Source organism: Mesorhizobium sp. Arg314 (assembly GCF_053714275.1).
In genome coordinates this window covers 190,545-209,227 of the sequence record NZ_JBSKBP010000003.1, presented here as the reverse complement: position 1 = coordinate 209,227, position 18,683 = coordinate 190,545, and the positions used below count along the sequence as shown (strand labels likewise).

Annotated in this window: 26 protein-coding genes, 1 pseudogene and 1 riboswitch; of the genes and pseudogenes, 17 read left to right on the top strand and 10 right to left on the bottom strand. The window is 63.8% G+C overall.

Annotated features, from left to right (window positions below):
• The first annotated feature begins 139 nt into the window (after nt 1-139).
• The 9 genes from ACWGS9_RS04985 to ACWGS9_RS04945 all read left to right on the top strand — a co-directional run bounded on the left by ACWGS9_RS04985 (nt 140) and on the right by ACWGS9_RS04945 (nt 8,419).
• Nucleotides 140-367 carry a hypothetical protein gene (locus ACWGS9_RS04985; RefSeq protein WP_454504173.1) on the top strand — a complete coding sequence of 76 codons (228 nt, stop codon included), beginning with the start codon at nt 140-142 and terminating at the stop codon, nt 365-367.
• 163 nt (nt 368-530) lie between these two features.
• Nucleotides 531-833, top strand: coding sequence for a DUF982 domain-containing protein (locus ACWGS9_RS04980; protein WP_454504172.1), 303 nt, complete (start codon nt 531-533; stop codon nt 831-833).
• Nucleotides 834-857: 24 nt separating this feature from the next.
• Nucleotides 858-1,142 carry a DUF982 domain-containing protein gene (locus ACWGS9_RS04975; RefSeq protein WP_454504171.1) on the top strand — a complete coding sequence of 95 codons (285 nt, stop codon included), beginning with the start codon at nt 858-860 and terminating at the stop codon, nt 1,140-1,142.
• A 450-nt stretch (nt 1,143-1,592) separates the two neighbouring features.
• Nucleotides 1,593-2,591 (top strand): L,D-transpeptidase, encoded by a 999-nt coding sequence (locus ACWGS9_RS04970; RefSeq protein ID WP_454504170.1) that lies wholly within the window; start codon nt 1,593-1,595, stop codon nt 2,589-2,591.
• A 147-nt stretch (nt 2,592-2,738) separates the two neighbouring features.
• Entirely contained in the window at nt 2,739-5,177 is a 2,439-nt protein-coding gene (locus ACWGS9_RS04965; RefSeq protein ID WP_454504169.1) for a GcvT family protein, read from the top strand.
• A gap of 18 nt (nt 5,178-5,195) precedes the next feature.
• Entirely contained in the window at nt 5,196-6,305 is a 1,110-nt protein-coding gene (locus ACWGS9_RS04960) for a mandelate racemase/muconate lactonizing enzyme family protein (RefSeq protein ID WP_454504168.1), read from the top strand.
• A 106-nt stretch (nt 6,306-6,411) separates the two neighbouring features.
• Nucleotides 6,412-6,732, top strand: a complete 321-nt coding sequence (locus ACWGS9_RS04955; protein ID WP_454504167.1) for a DUF2934 domain-containing protein — start codon at nt 6,412-6,414, stop codon at nt 6,730-6,732.
• Between the two features lie 225 nt (nt 6,733-6,957).
• A complete protein-coding gene (locus tag ACWGS9_RS04950; RefSeq protein WP_454504166.1) occupies nt 6,958-7,242 on the top strand; it encodes a PRC-barrel domain containing protein in 285 nt (94 codons plus the stop codon).
• A 226-nt stretch (nt 7,243-7,468) separates the two neighbouring features.
• Complete coding sequence (locus ACWGS9_RS04945) at nt 7,469-8,419, top strand: S1/P1 nuclease (protein WP_454504165.1); 951 nt, start codon at nt 7,469-7,471, stop codon at nt 8,417-8,419.
• 126 nt (nt 8,420-8,545) lie between these two features.
• On the opposite strand, the gene ACWGS9_RS04940 is transcribed toward ACWGS9_RS04945, so the two are convergent.
• The 3 genes from ACWGS9_RS04940 to ACWGS9_RS04930 form a co-directional block, all read right to left on the bottom strand.
• A complete protein-coding gene (locus ACWGS9_RS04940) occupies nt 8,546-8,767 on the bottom strand; it encodes a hypothetical protein (RefSeq protein WP_454504164.1) in 222 nt (73 codons plus the stop codon).
• A 155-nt stretch (nt 8,768-8,922) separates the two neighbouring features.
• Nucleotides 8,923-9,090: a hypothetical protein gene (locus ACWGS9_RS04935; protein WP_454504163.1), complete on the bottom strand. Its 168-nt coding sequence runs from the start codon at nt 9,088-9,090 to the stop codon at nt 8,923-8,925.
• Nucleotides 9,090-9,242, bottom strand: a complete 153-nt coding sequence (locus ACWGS9_RS04930; RefSeq protein WP_454504301.1) for a hypothetical protein — start codon at nt 9,240-9,242, stop codon at nt 9,090-9,092. Before ACWGS9_RS04930 ends, ACWGS9_RS04935 begins: the two co-directional genes overlap by 1 nt.
• Nucleotides 9,243-9,303: 61 nt before the next feature.
• Between ACWGS9_RS04930 and ACWGS9_RS04925 the strand changes: the two genes are divergently transcribed.
• Complete coding sequence (locus ACWGS9_RS04925; RefSeq protein ID WP_454504162.1) at nt 9,304-9,810, top strand: GNAT family N-acetyltransferase; 507 nt, start codon at nt 9,304-9,306, stop codon at nt 9,808-9,810.
• A 68-nt stretch (nt 9,811-9,878) separates the two neighbouring features.
• On the opposite strand, the gene arsC is transcribed toward ACWGS9_RS04925, so the two are convergent.
• The 3 genes from arsC to ACWGS9_RS04910 are packed head-to-tail and all read right to left on the bottom strand — an operon-like array spanning nt 9,879 to nt 11,351.
• On the bottom strand, nt 9,879-10,277 hold the full coding sequence (arsC, locus tag ACWGS9_RS04920; RefSeq protein WP_454504161.1) for an arsenate reductase (glutaredoxin): 399 nt from the start codon (nt 10,275-10,277) through the stop codon (nt 9,879-9,881).
• On the bottom strand, nt 10,274-10,966 hold the full coding sequence (locus ACWGS9_RS04915; RefSeq protein WP_454504160.1) for an aquaporin: 693 nt from the start codon (nt 10,964-10,966) through the stop codon (nt 10,274-10,276). Before ACWGS9_RS04915 ends, arsC begins: the two co-directional genes overlap by 4 nt.
• A 34-nt stretch (nt 10,967-11,000) precedes the next feature.
• The gene (locus ACWGS9_RS04910) at nt 11,001-11,351 is read right to left on the bottom strand and encodes an ArsR/SmtB family transcription factor (protein WP_454504159.1); all 351 of its coding nucleotides are present in this window, start codon (nt 11,349-11,351) and stop codon (nt 11,001-11,003) included.
• Nucleotides 11,352-11,393: 42 nt separating this feature from the next.
• Between ACWGS9_RS04910 and ACWGS9_RS04905 the strand changes: the two genes are divergently transcribed.
• Together ACWGS9_RS04905 and ACWGS9_RS04900 are read left to right on the top strand one after the other, a co-directional pair.
• The gene (locus ACWGS9_RS04905; RefSeq protein WP_454504158.1) at nt 11,394-11,915 is read left to right on the top strand and encodes a DUF6428 family protein; all 522 of its coding nucleotides are present in this window, start codon (nt 11,394-11,396) and stop codon (nt 11,913-11,915) included.
• Between the two features lie 282 nt (nt 11,916-12,197).
• Entirely contained in the window at nt 12,198-12,671 is a 474-nt protein-coding gene (locus tag ACWGS9_RS04900) for a methyltransferase family protein (RefSeq protein WP_454504157.1), read from the top strand.
• A gap of 3 nt (nt 12,672-12,674) precedes the next feature.
• Here the strand turns inward: ACWGS9_RS04900 and ACWGS9_RS04895 are convergent, their stop codons facing one another.
• Together ACWGS9_RS04895 and ACWGS9_RS04890 are read right to left on the bottom strand one after the other, a co-directional pair.
• Entirely contained in the window at nt 12,675-12,947 is a 273-nt protein-coding gene (locus ACWGS9_RS04895; protein ID WP_320310085.1) for a PilZ domain-containing protein, read from the bottom strand.
• A 169-nt stretch (nt 12,948-13,116) separates the two neighbouring features.
• Complete coding sequence (locus tag ACWGS9_RS04890; RefSeq protein WP_454504156.1) at nt 13,117-13,689, bottom strand: histidine phosphatase family protein; 573 nt, start codon at nt 13,687-13,689, stop codon at nt 13,117-13,119.
• Nucleotides 13,690-13,771: 82 nt separating this feature from the next.
• Nucleotides 13,772-13,915, top strand: a riboswitch (adenosylcobalamin (AdoCbl) riboswitch).
• On the opposite strand from ACWGS9_RS04890, the gene ACWGS9_RS04885 reads away from it, so the two are divergent.
• The 5 genes from ACWGS9_RS04885 (at nt 13,916) to ACWGS9_RS04865 (ending at nt 17,164) form a co-directional block, all read left to right on the top strand.
• A complete protein-coding gene (locus tag ACWGS9_RS04885; RefSeq protein ID WP_454504155.1) occupies nt 13,916-14,125 on the top strand; it encodes a CbtB domain-containing protein in 210 nt (69 codons plus the stop codon).
• Between the two features lie 219 nt (nt 14,126-14,344).
• Entirely contained in the window at nt 14,345-15,085 is a 741-nt protein-coding gene (locus ACWGS9_RS04880) for a CbtA family protein (protein WP_454504154.1), read from the top strand.
• A 6-nt stretch (nt 15,086-15,091) separates the two neighbouring features.
• Complete coding sequence (locus ACWGS9_RS04875) at nt 15,092-15,736, top strand: hypothetical protein (RefSeq protein ID WP_454504153.1); 645 nt, start codon at nt 15,092-15,094, stop codon at nt 15,734-15,736.
• A gap of 23 nt (nt 15,737-15,759) precedes the next feature.
• The gene (locus ACWGS9_RS04870; protein ID WP_454504152.1) at nt 15,760-15,894 is read left to right on the top strand and encodes a DUF1259 domain-containing protein; all 135 of its coding nucleotides are present in this window, start codon (nt 15,760-15,762) and stop codon (nt 15,892-15,894) included.
• A gap of 40 nt (nt 15,895-15,934) precedes the next feature.
• Entirely contained in the window at nt 15,935-17,164 is a 1,230-nt protein-coding gene (locus ACWGS9_RS04865; RefSeq protein WP_454504151.1) for an MFS transporter, read from the top strand.
• A gap of 23 nt (nt 17,165-17,187) precedes the next feature.
• Here the strand turns inward: ACWGS9_RS04865 and ACWGS9_RS04860 are convergent.
• Together ACWGS9_RS04860 and ACWGS9_RS04855 are read right to left on the bottom strand one after the other, a co-directional pair.
• Nucleotides 17,188-17,352: pseudogene (locus ACWGS9_RS04860) on the bottom strand (ABC transporter permease); the annotation flags it as partial.
• Nucleotides 17,349-18,677: a cation diffusion facilitator family transporter gene (locus tag ACWGS9_RS04855; RefSeq protein WP_454504150.1), complete on the bottom strand. Its 1,329-nt coding sequence runs from the start codon at nt 18,675-18,677 to the stop codon at nt 17,349-17,351. The pseudogene ACWGS9_RS04860 and the gene ACWGS9_RS04855, both read right to left, overlap by 4 nt.
• Nucleotides 18,678-18,683 lie beyond the last annotated feature (6 nt).

Genomic DNA, 18,683 nt, shown 5'->3' with positions numbered 1-18,683 from the left:
TGCGAGAAGCCCGCATGATACGCGCGCGCGTTCAGACTTTCGGTTCAAGCCGTTTGTGACCGGCTGCTCGCGCCGGATGATCTGTCGTCATAGCCCGTCGACTTGCGCAGGCATGCCGATTGCGGGATATTCCGCGACCATGACCGCCGAGTATCTGAATCATAAATTGGAATGCCCGTTTTGCGGCGTTATCCGTTTGCAGATTCCGGCCGATGCTCAACCAGCAACCCCAATCCATTGCGCCGAATGCGGAAAATATCTCGGCACCTGGGATGAGCTTCAGACTGATTTCGAGCAGCAAGGCGGCACCGACGGGATATTCCGTTTGGACCGGGGACGTATCCTGAAGCTCGATTCCAGCAAATGACGAGCCGCCCTCGATTTCGCGCGCGAGGAGAACGGCAGGCGTTCGAACTTGGCCGGCAGTCTTGACGGTCAAAACCCAAAAAACCATATCACAGCCAGGCGTGGACCGACGTCGGTCTTAGCCCATCCGAAGCTCAAATTGTTCGTTCGACTTGGAGGATCTTATGAACGATCGCATGTTTGATAGCCCCGTTTTCGTGAAGAGCGGGAACAGCCTCATCCAGGAAATCGCGTGCGTCGAAGACGCCCTGGAATTTCTCTACGAATGGCCCAAGAACAGACGCGGCACCGTCTATCAAACCGCCCTGCATGCCTGCCAACGGGCATTCGACAGCAGCTACCCACTGAGCGCCGCCAGGGATGCGTTCTGCGGTTTCGCAAAGTCGGTCAAAATCCATGAGGACGTGAGCATCACTTTGCCTTGGATGACCGGCAAAGGCGGACGCGGCGGCGGAGCGGTGGCGTAGAGTCGTTGCAGGAGGCAGTTCGAAATGCTCGCTAAACCGTTCGAAAAGCCGATCCGCGTCTGGGTTGGATTGGGATTCCCGCGTCAGTTGAACACTGTCGTGGACGCCTATCAATTTGTCATCGACTGGTGTGGCAACAGCCCCGAGCAGAAGGCGGCGATCCGTGCCTGCAAGGCCGCCCTGGCCGGGGATATCGACGCGGAAACAGCAAAAGGCGTGTTCGTTGCCTTTGCGCGCAGGAAGGACATCCTCATCGAGGATGGCGCAATTCCCCCCACCATAGGAAACGCCCAGCCGAAGCATGCCTGACGAAGGAGGCGGCGGCAAACGCCGCCTCCTTCTTCCGACGAGAAGGCCTGCCTGGATTTGTGGATTCTAAAGCGCGTCGCGCTGAACCGGATTCAGGCGACGCGCTTTAAGTCTTTGTTTTGATGCATGTCGTTGTCCCAGAACCGCTGCACACTTCTGGGCGACATGCATTAGATCCCTAAATGGGGCAACCGACGGCACGGGCGGGGGGCGTTGGGGGGGGCCGCCGGTTACCAGGACGGGGGGCCATTAATAAGAAAATGCATAGGCCCTTATGCGATAATGCCACCTATCCGCGTTCTTGGGAACTGGTTTCCAGCTTAAAATTCAAACGCATATGGTGGAAAGCGCACATTCACGATGTCCTTCGTGCGCTCCCCACGACAGGAACCAGATCGGCCGTGCCGCGTCATAGAGACAGGCTTTTGTCGCGATCGCGGAGTGACATCGATGGTCAGGCTCTTTCTCGTCGTTGCGGTGGCGCTCACGCTCGCGTGCGGTGGAGTGAAGGCAGCGAAACTCGACCTCGACACCGTCAACCAAGCCCAATTCAGCGACGGCGAACCTAAGGGTGCCGATCCGATGCTGCTCAAGGCGCAGATCCTTCTGGATCGCGCCCGCTTCTCCCCCGGCCTGATCGACGGTCGCCTTTCCGACAATTTCGCCAAAGCCGTCGCGGCCTTCCAGGCAGCGAACGGACTGCCCTCCGACGGCAAGCTGACGCGCGAGACCTGGGACAAGCTGACCACAACCTTCGCCGGCCCGGTGCTGACAAATTACGACGTCACGGCAAAGGATGTGCGCGGGCCCTTCACCAAGCGTATTCCCGCGCGCATGGAGCGGATGGCGCATCTGAAGCGGCTCGGCTACCGCAACGCGCGCGAAAAACTGGCGGAGCGTTTCCATGTCAGCGAGCAAATGCTGAGGATGCTCAATCCCAAAACCGGTTTCAGGAAGGCCGACGAGACGCTGGTGGTGCCCGATATCGGCCGTGGCGATCTTCCCGCAGCCGTTGTGAGTGTCGAGGTGGACAAGGCGTCCCGCCAGGTGCGCGTGCTCGATCCGTCAGGCAAAGCGATTGCCACCTACCCCGCCTCGATCGGCAGCGAGGAGAAGCCGGCGCCGAGCGGCGCGGCGGAGGTCAAGCGCGTCGTCCACAATCCGACCTATCATTACAATCCGAAATTCGCCTTCAAGGGGGTGAAGACCAAGCGGCCGTTCACCATCGCCAAGGGTCCGAACAATCCGGTCGGATCGGTCTGGATCGACCTCTCGATCGAAAGCTATGGCATCCACGGCACGCCCGACCCCGGCAAGATCGGCACGACCTTCTCGCATGGCTGCATCCGGCTCACCAATTGGGACGCCGAGGACCTCGCCGCCATGGTCAAGCCCGGCACGAAAGTCGACTTCAAGGACGAGACGGCGCAAGACGGGCAGGTTCAGTGAAAGCCAGGCTGCCGTGAACCTGCCGCGCAAGGCCGCTGCATAAATCCAACTTATCATGACCCCTAATTTTTGAAGGCGTTACACGGCGTTTTGCCGCCTGTAGCTTCGACCGCAGTTTTCTCAGCTCGGTCGAAAATTGGTGGTTTGATGCAGACACATGCGCGGGTGGTGATCGTTGGCGGGGGATGCGTCGGAGCGGGTATTCTCTACGGCCTGGCCAAGCGCGGCTGGACAGATGTGGCGCTGCTCGAACGCACGCAGCTCACCGCAGGCTCGACCTGGCATGCGGCGGGACTGATCCCGTCCTATGCCCGCAACATCAATGTCGGGCGGATGATCAGCCGGAGCATCGAGATCTACGAGGGTCTCGAAGCCGAGACCGGGCAACCGGTCGGCTGGCACAAATGCGGGCAGCTGCGCATCGCCAATTCGCGGGACCGGCTCGACGAATATAAGAGCTATATGAGCGTCGCCGAAGTGCAAGGCATGCGGGCTCAGCTGCTGACGCCGGATGAAGCGCGAAAACTCTGGCCGCTGCTCGACAACAGAGAGATGCTCGGCGCGCTCTATCATCCCGATGACGGCCATATCGCGCCGGCCGACGTGACGCATGCCATGGCCAAGGGCGCGCGGGATCTCGGCGCCAAGGTCTATCTCAGCACCGAGGTCACCGGCTTCGAGCGGACGCCCAGTGGCGAGTGGCTTGTCCAGACCAACCAGGGCGACATCACCTGCGAGCATGTGATCTCAGCCACCGGCAATTACGCGCGCCAGACCGGCGCGCTGCTCGGCCTCGACATCCCGGCGATCCCGATTCTGCACCAGTACTGGATCACCGAGGCCGTGCCGGAGATCGTGGAGCGCAAACGTGTTGGACGCCCTGAGATGCCGATCCTGCGCGACGAAGGTTTCGAGGGCTATCTGCGCGAGGAAGGCGACGGGCTGATGTTCGGGCCTTACGAGCGCACCGCGAAGCTGAAGCTGTTCGCCGAGGACGGCGTGCCCGCCTGGTTCGGCGCCGATCTGCTGGAAGAGGATTTCGAGGCGGTGTCGTGGAACTGGGAACAGGCGCTGCAACTGGTGCCGGCACTCGGGCGGGTCGGCATCAAGGCCAATGTGCGCGGCCCCTTCCAGATGACGGCGGATGAGCTGCCTTTGATGGGACCGGCCTGGGGCCTGCCCAATGTCTGGCTGGCCGAAGGCGTGCCGGGCGGCATCCTGTGGGGCGGCACGATCGGCTATTATCTGTCGGAGCGCATTGTCGAGGGCGGCAACAGCCTCGACACCTCCGACCTCGACCCGCGCCGCTTCGGCGAATACGCCAACAAGGCCTGGACGCGCGAGAAGGTGCGCGAGGCCTGGGGCACACATGCGGAGCAGAAATATCCGGGGCAGGACATGCCCGCCGCGCGGCCGCAGAAGACCGCGCCCTCCTATGACAGGCTGACTGAACTGGGTGCGGTCTGGGGCGTGCTCAATGGCTGGGAGATGCCCAACTGGTTCGCGCCCAGGGGCGTCGAGGCCAAGGATCAGTATAGCTGGCGCTGGACGCCTAAAGGAAACTTCGTCGGCGAGGAGGTGCAGGCGGTGCGCAACGCCGTTGGCCTGGTCGAGATGACGCCGATGACCAAGTTCGAGGTATCCGGCCCTAACGCGGCCGCGTGGCTGGACAGGATCCTGGCCAACCGCCTGCCCGCGGCCGGCAAGGTGACGCTGGCGCATCACCTGACCGCAAGCGGCGGCGTGCAGGCGGAATATATGGTGGCGCGTCTCGGCGAGGACCTGTTCTACCTGATCTCGACGCCGCGCGCCGAGCGCTGGAATTTCGACGACCTCTCAAGACTCCTCCCCGCCGACGGCAGCGTGAGCCTGAAGAACGTCACCAACGATCGCGGCTGTTTCACGGTCGTTGGCCCGAAGGCGCGAGACGTGCTGCAGCCGCTGACGGAGGTTGACCTTTCCAACGAAAGCTTCCCGTGGTTCGGCGTCAAGACCGGCAACGTGGCTCTCGCCAGCGACGTGCGGCTGCTGCGCGTCAACTATGAAGGCGAGCTCGGCTGGGAGCTCTACCACCCCCTGCCCTACCAGCGGCAGTTGCTCGACGCGATCCTGAAGGAAGGCGAGAAGCACGGCATGCGGCTGGTCGGGCTGCATGCGCTGGAGTCGCTCAGGCTGGAGAAATCCTATCGCGCCATGTATCGCGACATGAATCCGGAACTCAACGCGCTGGAGAGCGGGCTGGAGCGTTTCATCCGCCTCGACAAGGGCGATTTCGTCGGCCGCGAGGCGGTGCTGAAATACAAGGAGCGCAACGACCAGCGCCGCTCGGTGACGCTCAGGATCGACACCGATGGCGCAAGCTCCCTTGCCAATGAAGGGCTCTATAGCGACGGCGCGCCGGTCGGGCGCATCACGTCCGGCGGCTATGGCTACGCGCTCGGGCATGACGTGGCGCTGGCGCTGTTGCCCGAGCGTTTTTCCAGGCCCGGCACGAAGCTCGATGTCGCCATCCTGGGCGAGTGGAAAGTCGCCGAGGTCATCGCGGATTCGCCTTACGATCCCACGTCAACCAGGGCGCGGATGTAGCCGACAGGGGAGCCGAGAATGCGCATCGACCGGATCAACGTCTATTCGGCGCAGCTGTCGGTCAAAAACGGCGTCTACCGCATGGCCAGCGCCGATGTTGAGGCACTGGACTCGACGCTGGTCGAGATCGTCACGGATGGCGGCTTGAGCGGCTGGGGCGAGACCTGCCCGATCGGCCCGGTCTACCAGCCGCATCATGCGCTTGGCGCCCGCGCCGCTGTCGCCGAAATCGCCCCCGGTTTGATCGGCGCGGAAGTCGCCTCGATCAGGCTGCTCGCCAAACGCATGGACGAGAGGCTGAACGGGCACGGCTACGCCAAGGCCGCCTTCGACATGGCCTTCCTCGACCTGCTCGGCCAAAAACTCGGCGTGCCGGTCTCGACATTGCTGGGCGGCGCGCTGACCGATCGCGTGCCGGCCTATTATTCGCTGATCGTCGGCCCGCCGGACGAGACCGCCCGCATCGCCACCGACAAGGTAAAGGCCGGCTATCCGCGCCTGCAGGTCAAGATCGCCGGGCGCAACCTGGAGGAAGACGTAGCGGTCGTCCACAAGGTCTGGGAAGCGGTCGGCTACAAGGCGCGCATCGCGGTCGACGGCAACCGCGGCCTGACAGCGGCCGCCGCGATCCATCTAGACCGGCTCTGCCAGGCGATCCCCTTCGTCTTCGAGCAACCCTGCAACACCATGGACGAGATCGCGACGCTGAAAGGCCGCGTCACGCATCCGGTCTATCTCGACGAGAACACCGAGGATCAGAACGCGGTGCTGCGGGCAATCTCGCTCGGCATCGCCGACGGCTTCGGCTTCAAGGTAACGCGTCTCGGCGGCCTCACCAAGATGACGACGGTGCGCGACCTGTGCGCCATCCGCTCGCTGCCGCACAGCTGCGACGACGCCTGGGGCGGCGACATCATCGCGGCGGCCTGCGTGCATCTGGCCGCCACGGTCGAGCCACGCCGCATGGAAGGCGCCTGGATCGCGCAGGAATATATCAAGGGGCATTTCGACCAGAAGCACCCGGTCGTCATCAGCCAAGGTCACATCGCCGTTCCGCAGCGGCCGGGACTGGGCGTGAAGCCGGAGCCCGGCATGTTCGGCAAGCCGGTGGCGATACACGGGCCCTGATCCGACGCGCCCGCGGTGGAGACCTGGGGCCGGTCGATTACTTCGTGAAGTACGCGGATCGTTCCGCCCTGTCCTGCGTTCTTGTGACACGCAAGGAGGAACGGCGATGGACGACGATCGGACCGAGAAGATCAGGCAGCGTGCCTATGATATCTTTCAACGCGAGGGCGGTATCCTTGGCAACCATGAACGGCACTGGCAACAGGCCGAAATGGAAATCGACCGCGAAGCGGCCCTGCCGCTGACGGCGGACGATGCGCTGCCCGAAACGCGCGAGATCGACAGCGCGGATGTGCTGACGGTGGAGGCGCTTGCCATGCGCACCGGCATTTCGGGCGACGAGGCGCAGGAGCTGCTCGACCGGCTGGGCAACGATCGCGCGGCGATCGAGCAGGCGGCGCAAGACCTGCAGGCAAAGCGGAGCTGACTGGCAATCCTATCTGCGCTCCACCGCAAGAACGACAGGCCGCCCAAGGCACATTCCGACCTGCGATATGCCTCGTGCATACGCGATCTAGCCGCGCGGCGGAAACGCCGCCAAGGGCGGCAGCGTCAGGACGATCCTTCTGAGGTGGGCCTTAGACCAGTCACTCGTCAACGGAACCCTCTGCCGCATCGGCGGTTCCTCCTGTACCCCCACAGGAGATCCGTCATGGACCACACCAGCCACGTAAGACTGACCAATGCCGAGCTCACGCCCGCCATCCTCGAAGGCGCCGCCATCTATGGCCCCGATGACGAAAAGATCGGCTCGGTCGACCATCTGCACGGCAGCCAGGTCGTCATCGATGTCGGCGGCTTCCTCGGCATCGGCGCCAAGCCGGTGGCCGTCACCGCCAGCCAGCTCGATTTCATGCGCGACGAGGACGGCGACGTGCATGCCGTCACCAGCTGGACGAAGGACCAGCTCAAGGCGATGCCGGAGCATCGCGACTGAAGCGGAGCGCTTCGCGATTGTGAATGAGTCAGAGCCCGGCCCGGCAATTGCGGGGCCGGTCTTTTTGCGCGGCGCTGCAAATATGATCGCCGGCCTGACGAGCTTCAACGCAGATTGCCTGTTGCTCCGCCTCACACAAATCTCGCGTTCGTGAGATTGTTCATGTCTGTGTCACAAGCTTTCATTGTACTTGCATATCGAACGTCCGGTCTGGAGAGGCATGGCGATGAGGTGGAAAGCTGCGGCGGCATTTTCCTTGGCGGCGATGTCGATGGGTGGGCCGATGTGCGGCCAGGCGCTGGCCTGGGGCCAGGAAGGGCATGCGGTGATCGCCGAGATCGCGCAGCACAGGCTGAGCCAGAACGCCTATGACGCGATCGAGCAGCTTTTGCGCTCGCATCTGAGGCTGCAACCGCCGGCCACCGTCTCGCTGGCCTCGGTGGCAAGCTGGGCCGACGACTATCGCGCCGAAAACCACAAGGAAACGTCGAACTGGCATTTCGTCGACATTCCGCTGGCGTCGAAGCCCGGGGATGCGAGCGCCAGCACCACCGCCTACGACCCGGCGCGAGATTGCAAGGACAATGCGAGTTTCGGCTTCTGCCTTATGCGGGCGCTGCCGGCGCAGGAGAAGATCCTGGCCGATCCGGCAAAGAGCGACGAGGAACGCTGGATGGCGCTGGCCTTCGTCATCCATCTGGTCGGCGACCTCTCGCAGCCGCTGCATTGCGTCGAGCGCCTGGACGGCAGCCAGGGCGACCAGGGCGGCAACACGCTGACGGTGAGTTTCAACGTCTACCGGCCGAAGCCGGACGGCTCCACCTATCGCGACCTCACCACCTTCCACGCGGTGTGGGATTCCAGCCTGATTCTGTTCAAATACTATGACTGGGGCAAGGTCGCGCTCGACCTCGAAACCGATATCATCCCGCATCTGCCATCGACGCCGGCGGCCGACCAGACGCCGGAGAAATGGCTGGCCGAGTGCCACGAAAAGGCCGAGGACGCTTATCGCGCACTGCCCAAGGGCACGCAGATCAAGTCAGACAATCCGCACGCGGTGATCCTCGACCAGGCCTATTTCGACCAGTTCTCGCCGGTGGCGGTCGAGCAGCTCGCGCTTGGCGGCCTGCATCTGGCCGCCGTGCTCAACGAGACGTTGGCGGCGGACAAGTAGGCGGAGCGGTTGGGAGATGCCTGCCCTGGCCGATCGTGCGCGGATGAAGCTCTACTGAAGGCAGTCCCGGCGAAAAAACGCCCGCTCCGGCATGCCGAAGCGGGCGAGAACTTCAATACAGCAAGCTTACTTGCAGTCTTTCAGCAGCTTCAGCGCCTTTTCGGCGTTGGCCTGGGACGTATAGGCCTTTGTCCCGGCGTCCGTCATTTTCTTGCCGTCCGGCTTCGTGGAAACCACCGAGCATTTCTTGGTCGTGGCGTCCTGTGCCACCCAATATTGCGTGGCAGCAAATGCCGGCATGCTGAAAAGCGCTGCAACCGAAGCTGCAACCAGAACCTTGCGAATCATGGCGTTCTCCCAAATTGAGGATTGCCCGGCCCGTTGATCCGGGAGTGCTGTTGCCCAACAAGTGGATAAGCGAACCGAGCCACCTGCCAGCCGTATCGCGAGTTAACTGCCGAGGGCAATTTACAAAAATGTAAAGTTCGGCCGGCGCCCGCGGGCTATCGGCGCACTGCCGCTATGAGGCAGGCGCAGAGCCCCACATTGACGGTGGCGGCAAGCGCGAGCGCGATCAGGACGAGATTGGCGCCGCCCATGCCCAAGAGCAGCGCTCCGATCGAGGGAGCCGCAGCCTGGACGATGAGGCTCGGCGTCGCGAGCTTGCCCATCAGCGCGACCAGCCGGTATCCTTGGCAATCGGCTGGGCAAGCACCGCGGGCAGGTAGTAGGACGATCCCCAGGCGAGGATCTGCGTGACGCCGAGAGCCGAAACAAGGACATGGCGGTCGCGCGCGACCGGCGCAGGCGCTTCGGCCTTCACGGATTGCTCAAAGCCCATTATCTGTCGAGCCTCAATGGGAGAGCACCACATGCGTATCGCGGTGATCGACGAGGCCGAGGCGAAGGCGCAGCTTGGCGCCCTTGCCAAGATATTGATGCAGAGCATCCAGGATGGGGCGCTCGTCGGCTTTGTCCTGCCGTTCGGCGCCGAACAGGCGCAGTTTTATTGGCAAGGCATCTTCCCCTCCGTGGCGGGCGGGGAACGCCTTCTCATCTGCGCCTATCTGGACGGCAATCTCGTCGGCACCGTCCAGCTCCATCTGTCGCCGGAACCGAATGCGCTGCACCGGGCAGAGGTTTACATGCTCCTCGTTCATCGAGATTTCCAGCGGCAAGGCATCGGTTCCGCGCTCATGGCATCCGTCGAGGACGAGGCAAGGAAGAGAAAGCGCACCCTGCTCCTTCTCGACACCGCCGAGGGCGGAGCGAGCGAACGGCTCTATCGGCGCATGAACTGGCGGGAAGTCGGTGTCGTGCCGCATCACTTCGTCGACCCCCTCGGCAAGCCAAAGGCGTCCATCTATTTCATGAAGCATCTGACGCTCTAAGTTGTTTTTGTGCCTGTCGTTTTCCCAAACCCCTGCGCACTTTTGGGCGACATGCATCAGGCAGGAGCCTAATAGGCCACCTTCTCGCCGTCTTCCTTGACGAATTCGCGGACCGGATTGTCGAGCAGCGGCAGCACCGCTTCCGACGGCCGGCATAGCCTAGTGCCCTTCGGCGTTTCGACGATCGGGCGGTTGATCAGGATCGGATGGGCGAGCATGAAATCGATCAGCTCGTCGTCACTCCATTTCGGGTCGGCGAGGCCAAGCTCGGCGTAAGGCGTTCCCTTCTCCCGCAGTAACTCACGCGGAGCGATCCCCATCGCCGCGATCAGTTCGAGCAGCCGCTCGCGGCTCGGCGGCGTCTTGAGATATTCGATCACGACAGGCTCTTCGCCGCTGGCGCGGATCATGGCCAGCGTGTTGCGGGAGGTGCCGCAATCGGGATTGTGATAGATCGTGACCGTCATGGCTCTGCTTTCAAAGGTTGCCGAATGGTCCCGGGCCGCAGCAGCCAGCCCATCAGCGCCAGCGCGATCAGGGCGCCGAGCAGTTCGGCTATGATGAAGCCCGGCAGATCGAGCGGTCTGATGCCGGAGAAGGTGTTGGTCAGCGAGCGCGCCAAAGCGACGGCGGGATTGGCGAAGGAAGTGGACGCCGTGAACCAATAGGCCGCCGTGATATAGAGGCCGACTAGCCACGGCACGGCCTTCAGTTCGAAGCGGAGGCCGGCAAGGATGACGGCGACAAGTCCAAAAGTCGCGACGCCTTCGGAGAACCACTGTGCCGGCCCGGTACGCAGCTTCGTCGCGACCTCCAGCATCGGCAGGGCGAACATGAGATGCGCCGCGATCGTGCCGGCAATACCGCCGGCGACCTGCGCCACCAGATAGGCGGCAAGATCGCGGGCAGGTAGCGACCGTTTGAGACAGAACACCAGCGAGACGGCGGGATTGAAATGTGCGCCGGAGATCGGCCCAAGGATGGTGATCAACACCACCAGCATGGCGCCAGTCGCAAGCGTGTTGCCAAGCAGCGCCAGCGCAGTGTCATGCGTCAGCGCGTCGGCCATGATGCCGGAGCCGACGACTGTCGCCACCAGCAGACCGGTGCCCAGGGCTTCAGCGGCGAACCGGCGCGACAGATCGAAGGTGCTCATCGTTTAGCCTTGGGTTGGGCAATGGGCTCGACGATCACTGCCGGGTCCCCTCGCCCGGCTGGCAGCAAGGCGCGGCAAGCGCCGGCGCGCAGATTTCCGGACGGCCCGAGCAGCAATCCTCCATCAGGAACCGGATCAGCCCGGACAGCGCGTCGTATTCGGCGCTATAGACGATCGAGCGGGCATCACGCCGCGCGGTCACGAGGCCAGACCGTTCCAGTTCCTTGAGATGGAAGCTGACATTGGACGGCGAGACCTCGACCTGTCCGGCGAGCGAGCCGGCGGCGATGCCTTCCGGTCCGGCAACGACCAGAAGGCGCAGCAGGCGCAGGCGGGTTTCCTGCGACAGCGCGCCAAGAGCGATCAGGGCTTGACGTTCATCCATGTTTCAATAATCCTTGAAATATTGAAATGAGGAATAGCCGACATGCTGTCTTCTGACAATCAGAAAAACGTCGCCCCAATTGACCCCTCCGACCTGACCATCGGCGACCTGCTGGGCGCATTGGCCGGTTACAAGGACAGGCCGCTGGTGTTCCGCTATGACGGGCGGCCGGTGAAGCCGGGCTACCATGTCACCGAGGTGAAGGCGGGACAGTTCTCGGCGCTGGATTGCGAAGCGAATCCGGAATCATGGTCGGAAATCTTCGTCCAGCTATGGGACGTGGACGAGGGCGGCCCGATCCATATGCCGGCCGGCAAGTTCGCCGCGATCATCCGCAAGGTCTCGGATCACGTCGCTCTCGATCAGGCGGCGAAGCTGACCTTCGAGGTCAGCGACGGCGTCCGCCCGATGGAACTGCACCGGGCGGCGCAGCCAAGCCTTGTTGGCGAGGCCGTGGAGGTGGAGCTGTCGCCGCGGCCGGCAAGCTGCAAGCCGCGTGACCGCTGGCTGAAGGAACAGAAGGCTGCAAGCGGATCGTGCTGCGGCGCGAGCCGCTGCTGTTGACTGCGACGGTCGCGCGGCGCCGCTAGAATCTGATCATGCCGTTGGCCTGCAACAGGTAAAGAGCCACGAGAACGATGGCGATCAGCGCCATCCAAACGGCTGTCCTGCTCATGCGCGAAATTCCCTGTTGATCGGCAGCAATGAACGCGCGCGCCGCGGTTGCGTTCGAATAGGCAGGCGCTTGCATAGCGCCGCGGCCTTAACAGTCGGTGATTGCGGCGATTGCCGCACGGCCGGCGCGGATGCATAGTAATTCGCATGGTTTTCTCAGGACCGGCGACGATGGCCACGGACGACAAAGCGGACAATCCGGGTGTTGCGGTGTTCCCGCCGCTGCTCTTTCTCGTGGCGCTGATCGTGATGCTGGCGCTGCGCTATGTCTGGCCATTGGCCATCGGCGGCAGGCCACTGACCATGGTGCTCGGCATCGTGCTGGCGGTACTCGCTATTGCGATCATCGCCTGGGGACGCTCCACCATGTTGCGCGGCGGCACCAATGTGAACCCGACGCTGCCGACCACCGCGATCATCACCGGCGGTCCGTTCGGCTTCACCCGCAACCCGCTTTATATTGGCCTGATGGGGCTGCTTCTGGGAATCGGGCTTCTCTTCGACAGCTGGTGGGCCGTCGTCGCCCTCGTCGCGAGCTTCCCGATCCTGCATTACGGCGTGGTGCTGCGCGAGGAAGCCTATCTGGAACGCAAGTTCGGCGAACCCTACCGCGCCTACAAGGCGAGCGTGCGCCGCTATCTTTGAGCGTCAGTCCTTCAGCGCATTGCTGTAGAGCGCCACGCCGATGCGGTCGTTGCGCCGCCAGCGCACCAAAGCGCGATAGACTGTATCGTCGGCCGGAACCTCGAGCAGGAAGCGTTCCGGGATGTCGACATCCACGCTCACGCGCAATTCCGCGCCATGATGGTGCTGGTTCCTGACCGAGCAGCCGATCCTGACGCCGCCGGCAATGATCGTGGCTTCCTTGAGCACGAATTCGCGCACATGAAGACGGCGCTCGGTCTCGGGAAATTTGGCCATATCCGGCGGGCTCCTCGGGCGCGGTCCTCCTCGCCACGGGGCAGCACCATAGCAGCGAGGCGTTTCCGTTCCGTTAGCGATCGCTGAAAGGGTAAAGCAGCTTGATATCGCGCCGAACGGCTATCCAAGCGTGACAGGATCCGCCGGCGGACCGTTCACGCCCGACTGCTCAGCCGGCGACGACGACACCGCTCGCGTGCAGCACCCAGCGGCGGCCGTCGCCGCGGAATTCGGTGAGCGACAGCGGCTCGATGTCGATCTTCCACACCGAGGAAAGCGGCGCGCCCAGCACATGCAGCATGGCGGCGCGGATCGGCATGGCATGGGTGAGCGCGATGGTGTGGCCGCTCTCGCCGGCCAGGCGCTCCATCAGCGCGGCACCGCGCCTGGCGACGGCGGCAAGCGATTCGCCGCCATGGGGCGCTGCGTCCGCGTCGGCGAACCAGGCCGCCATGCCATTCGGGTCCTGGGCCTGCACCTCCTCGAAGCTCTTGCCGGCCCAATGCGCGAAATCCTGCTCGGCAAGCAACGGCTCGACCGTGGCGTCAAGGCCAAGCGCCTGGGCCGTCCGCCGCGCGGCAAGTGCTGGACTTGTCCAGACGCGATCGGCGCGGCGCAGCGAAGCGGCCAGCGCGCCCGCACGCTCGAGGGCCCGCGCATCCGGCGCCTCGTCCTTCGGAAAGCGGCCCTTGCGCATGCCGGGCGTCGCAGCGCTTGCGATCATCGTCAGGCGGGCGAGCATGAAAACTCCGTGGCCCAGTGAAAAATAGGCCTCACGAAGCCGTGCCGCCATTACATGTCGTTGACAGGCGAACGAAGTGCTGACAAGTGTTTTAGCGCTATACGGGATTGGAAGCCGGTGCGAGTCCGGCACGGTCGCGCCACTGTGATCGGCACCAGCCGAAAGTCAGGCCTTATTCCGCAGCATTGTTCGATCAACGGGACGCAGTATCCCACGGGAGGTCAATATGTCCGACACCACCTTCGCCCCCAGCTACGGTCCGGTTGCGATTCCGGTTCGCGAGCTTCTGCCCTGGGCCATCTTCGGCGGCCTGATGCTGATGCTGATGATCTATTTCGTCGGCGCGGAAGAAGGCGCGACGTCGCTGATCCGCGGCACGGCGGTGCACGAATTCGTGCATGACGGCCGCCACCTGCTCGGCTTCCCCTGCCACTAAAGCGGTTCGGCATCGCTGAACTCGCTTTCGATTCTGGCTCAACGCAATTCCGGACGGGAAACCGTTACGCACTTTTCCTGGAATTGCTTGGTTGGTTGAACGCAATTCCGGACGGAAAACCGCTACCCACTTTTCCTGGAATTGCTTGGTTGGTTGAACGCAATTCCGGACGGAAAACCGCTACCCACTTTTCCTGGAATTGCTCAGAGGGATAGTGACATGGTCGGAAAACTTTTGCTGCGCGGCATGCTTGTCGGGCTGGTCGCGGGGATTCTGGCATTCGCCTTCGCCCGCGTCTATGGCGAGCCGCAAGTCGACAAGGCGATCGCCTACGAGGAACAGCAGGCCCAGGCCGCCGGCGAGGCGCCGGAGCCCGAGATGGTCAGCCGCGCCACGCAGGCCGGCATTGGCCTCGCAACCGGCGTGCTGGTCTACGGCGCCGCCCTCGGTGGGCTGTTCTCGCTGGTCTTCGCCTATGCCTATGGCCGTCTGGGCTCGCTCGGGCCTCGCGGCACCTCGGCGCTGCTGGCGCTGCTCGGCTTCCTCGCCGTGATCGTCGTGCCCAGCCTCAAATACCCGGCGAACCCACCCGCGGTCGGCAATCCCGAAACCATCGGCTACCGCACCGAGCTGTTCTTCATCATGATCGTGATCTCGATCGCGGCGATGGTGGCGGCGGTTGGGCTGGCGCAGCGGCTGTGGAACCAGCTCGGCGCCTGGAACGCCTCGATCGTGGCTGGGCTCGCCTTCCTCGTGGTCTTCGCGCTGGTGAAGGCAGCACTTCCCGACATCAACGAGGTGCCGGAGAACTTCTCGGCGATCGTGCTGTGGCAGTTCCGCGTCGCTTCGCTCGGCATCCAGCTCGTGCTCTGGACCGTCGTCGGGCTCGGCTTTGGCGCGGTTGCCGCGCGCGTGGTCGCGGCGCGCGACCAGCGCGGCCCGGCACGCCGTTACGCCTGACATCCGATGCGTTGGCCGCCACGGTTCTGCGCCCTGGCGGCTGACTGCTTTCTGGCGGTTGCACTGCTGGTCTTGCTGGCAGCTTCGGCGCAAGCGCATAGCGGGTCCTCCACGCCCCCTTCCCCCGGCATCCAGATCCCCAGCCTGACCCACGGCCAGATGGCGGTGATCGCGCGCTATCGCGGCGACATCCTCGACCTCGCCCGGCGCCAGACCGTGACCGACCCGACCTTCCGGCGGCTCTACAATCACGGCAATCTGCAATACACCTACTGCCTCTGGGGCCTGATGCCGGGAAGCCTCGGTGATGAGGAAAGCCCCTTCAACGAATGCAGCCACGCCTATCTCGCCACCGCCAAGGCACTGCTCACCTATATGGCGACGATGCCGTCGGCCGAACGCGACGCGAACGCGCTGATCTCGGACATCGATGCGGACATGGTGCGCAGCGGCGCCTCCTGGATCCTTTGCCAGTTCAGCGGCGAGAGTTTCAGCACCGGCGCGGTCGTCGAGCCCAGGTGGCGCGACATGTTCTTCCACCTGCCGAGCCTGGCAGTGCTGCTGGTGACAGTCGCGGCGCTCGTCGCCGGCGGCTGGTCAATCTTCGGCGCGCCGCGTAGCCGCGCGGCCCAGAGCTGCTCCCGGTGCTGAAAGCCTTGCGGGAAGCGCGAAAGGTGACCGCCGTGCACAACCATATGCTCGACGACGAAACCCGGCTATTCTTCATCCGGGCGAATGACGACGTCGGGAAGTTGGCCAAGGGGCTGAAGCTCGCGCTCGATCGAGTGCACCTCACGACGGGCGGCTGACCGTTGACACATTCCGTTCGAAATTCCGAAGGGAGCTACGTTGGCCCGCGGTGTCGAACAGCCGAACTACGAAAGGCAAGGCGACCGCGCCGCGGACATCTACGCGGCGCGGGCCCTTCGGGATTTTGGCGACGGCTTTGCCGCCGTGCTCCTGCCTGTATATCTGGCGGCGATCGGTCTCGGACCGCTTGAGATTGGTGTCGTCGCGACCGTCGCACTCCTTGGTTCGGCACTATTGACGCTCGGCATCGGGTTCCTGGCAGTACGCGCAGACCGGCGCACCCTGCTTGTAGCTGCGTCCGGCCTGATGATCGCAACCGGGCTGGCCTATGCGCAATCACGCACCTATGCGCTTGTACTGCTGGTGGCGTTCATGGGCACGATCAATCCCTCATCGGGAAGCGTGAGCATCTTCGTTCCGCTGGAGCATGCGGTCCTGTCGCGGCTCGTCGCCGATGCGGACCGCACGAAGGCATTCGCACGCTACAGCCTGCTAGGTGCGCTAGCGGCAGCGTTTGGCGCCCTTGCTGCAACCAGCCCCGACTTCCTGGTGACGATTGGTATGTCGCGGCTCGCGGCGCTGAAGGCAATGTTTGTCCTTTACGCGGTTCTTGGCGTGGCGGGAGGGCTGGTGTATGCGCGCATTCCAGCTGGTCCGAAAACCTCTCCACAGGACCGGCCCGCCGCGGCGCTTGGGCCGTCGCGTGCCATTGTTTACAGGCTGGCGGCCTTGTTCAGCATCGACGCATTTGCCGGCGGGTTCGCAGTGCAGTCGCTCATGGCTTTGTGGCTGTTCAGTAAATTTGGACTTTCGCTTTCGGCCGCCGGGATGTTCTTTTTCTGGTCGGGTGTTTTGTCGGCGGTCTCTTTTCCGGTCGCCGCTTGGCTGTCGAAGCGCATCGGGCTTGTGAATACGATGGTGTTCACTCACATCCCGTCGAGCATTTGCTTGATCCTGGCCGCTTTGGTGCCGAATCTCGACGTCTCCCTGGCATTTCTTCTCGCACGCGCAGCGCTGTCCCAGATGGACGTGCCGACCCGCTCGTCTTATGTGATGGCAGTCGTCACGCAGCCGGAGCAGCCTGCGGCGGCCAGTGTCACGTCGGTTCCACGCAGTCTCGCCGCCGCCGCGAGCCCGGCCATTGCCGGGGCGCTGTTTGCTGCGGGGTTCGAAGCCTGGCCGCTGGTGATCTGCGGTGCCCTCAAGATCTTCTATGACCTGGCTTTGCTCTGGGCTTTCCGCCACATCAAGCCGCCTGAGGAACGATGAGACCGACCCGGTTGCGGCGAAGGCGTCTTGCTGTGGCCCGGCGTCAGCGCGTGGGCCGCGCCGAACACGACGCCCATCGGCAACACAGCAAGAAGCGCCAGCCAGTTGCCGTCCGTGGCGAACGACTTCAGGTGTTGCGCCACAGCCAGGTAGATTTCACGCTGATACTCAAAAAGCGCCTGTATCATCCATGCGCGCGCTCGTGGTGATGACCTTCCGGCTCGACCATCATGAAGGGCAGATCCTCGCTGTCGGGGCCAGCCGCCAGCTGCAGCCTGGCGCTGAATTCGTGCGGTTCGGCCGGTGCGACCAGGCTTTGCAGATAGTGGTGGTCACCGCCGACCGGAGACAGCGGCAGGCTTTCGACCGCGCCGTCCGCCCTTTCTATGGCGACATTCGCCCGCAGGCCCTCGGCGTGACGCGAGAGGCGCAGCCGCATACGCTCGCCCTGCGGCGTCTCGACGATTTCGAGCAGCCCGCTGGCGAGCTTGCCCGACACCAGGAACGGATCGGGCGCGTGATGGTGACCGCCCTCGGCCTCCGGCTCGGCAAAGCGCACCGTGGCGACGTCGAGCGCGGGAATGTGCGCGTAAAGCTCTGCCTTCAGCGACGCGGCGATGTTGTTCGCGGCGGCAAGTAGCAGCCCGTCATTGACCGCGATCTCCACGTCGACATGCAGCTTGTGGCCAAGCCAGCGGGCCTTGGCGTCGACCACCATTTCGATCCCGGCGACATGCTCAGCGGCGTGGTGGATCTCGCCAACGAGGTCGGGCTCGACGCCGTCCAGCATGCGCGTCAGCACGGAGCGGGCCGATTGCCAGACGATGCCGAAGATGGCGACGGTGATAAGCAGGCCGATGATCGGGTCCGCCAGCGGATAGCCGAGCCAGACGCCGATCGCGCCGGCAACGACGGCGAGGCTGGTGAGCCCGTCCGTGCGCGCATGGTAGCCGTCGGCGATCAGGGCCGCGCTGTTGATCTGACGGCCGACGCGGATGCGGAAGGCGGCTACCGCCTCGTTACCGAGGAAGCCGATGATGCCGGCTGCGGCAAGCCAGCCCAGGAACTGGACCGGGTGCGGGTCGAACAGGCGGCTGACCGCTTCATATCCGGCGACGAGCGCGCTCGCCAGGATGATGAGCACGATGGCTATGCCGGCCAGGTCCTCGACCCGGCCAAGGCCGTACGTGAAGATACGGGTCGGCTTGCGCCGCGCCAGAACGAAAGCGATCCACAGCGGTATGGCCGTGGTCGCGTCGGCGATATTGTGGATGGTGTCGGCAAGCAGCGCCACGCTGCCCGAGACCATGACGACGACGATTTGCAAGGCGGCGGTGATCACCAGGATCACGAATGACCATTTGATTGCCCATATGCCGCGATCGGTGGTGGCGATCGTCGCGTCGATCACGCCATGGGTGTGGCCATGCGCTCCGTGATGGTCGTGGCCATGCCCGCCATGGTCATGTCCGCGCGCGCCGAAGCCGAACCAGTCCAGAACCTTCTCCCACATCGCCGC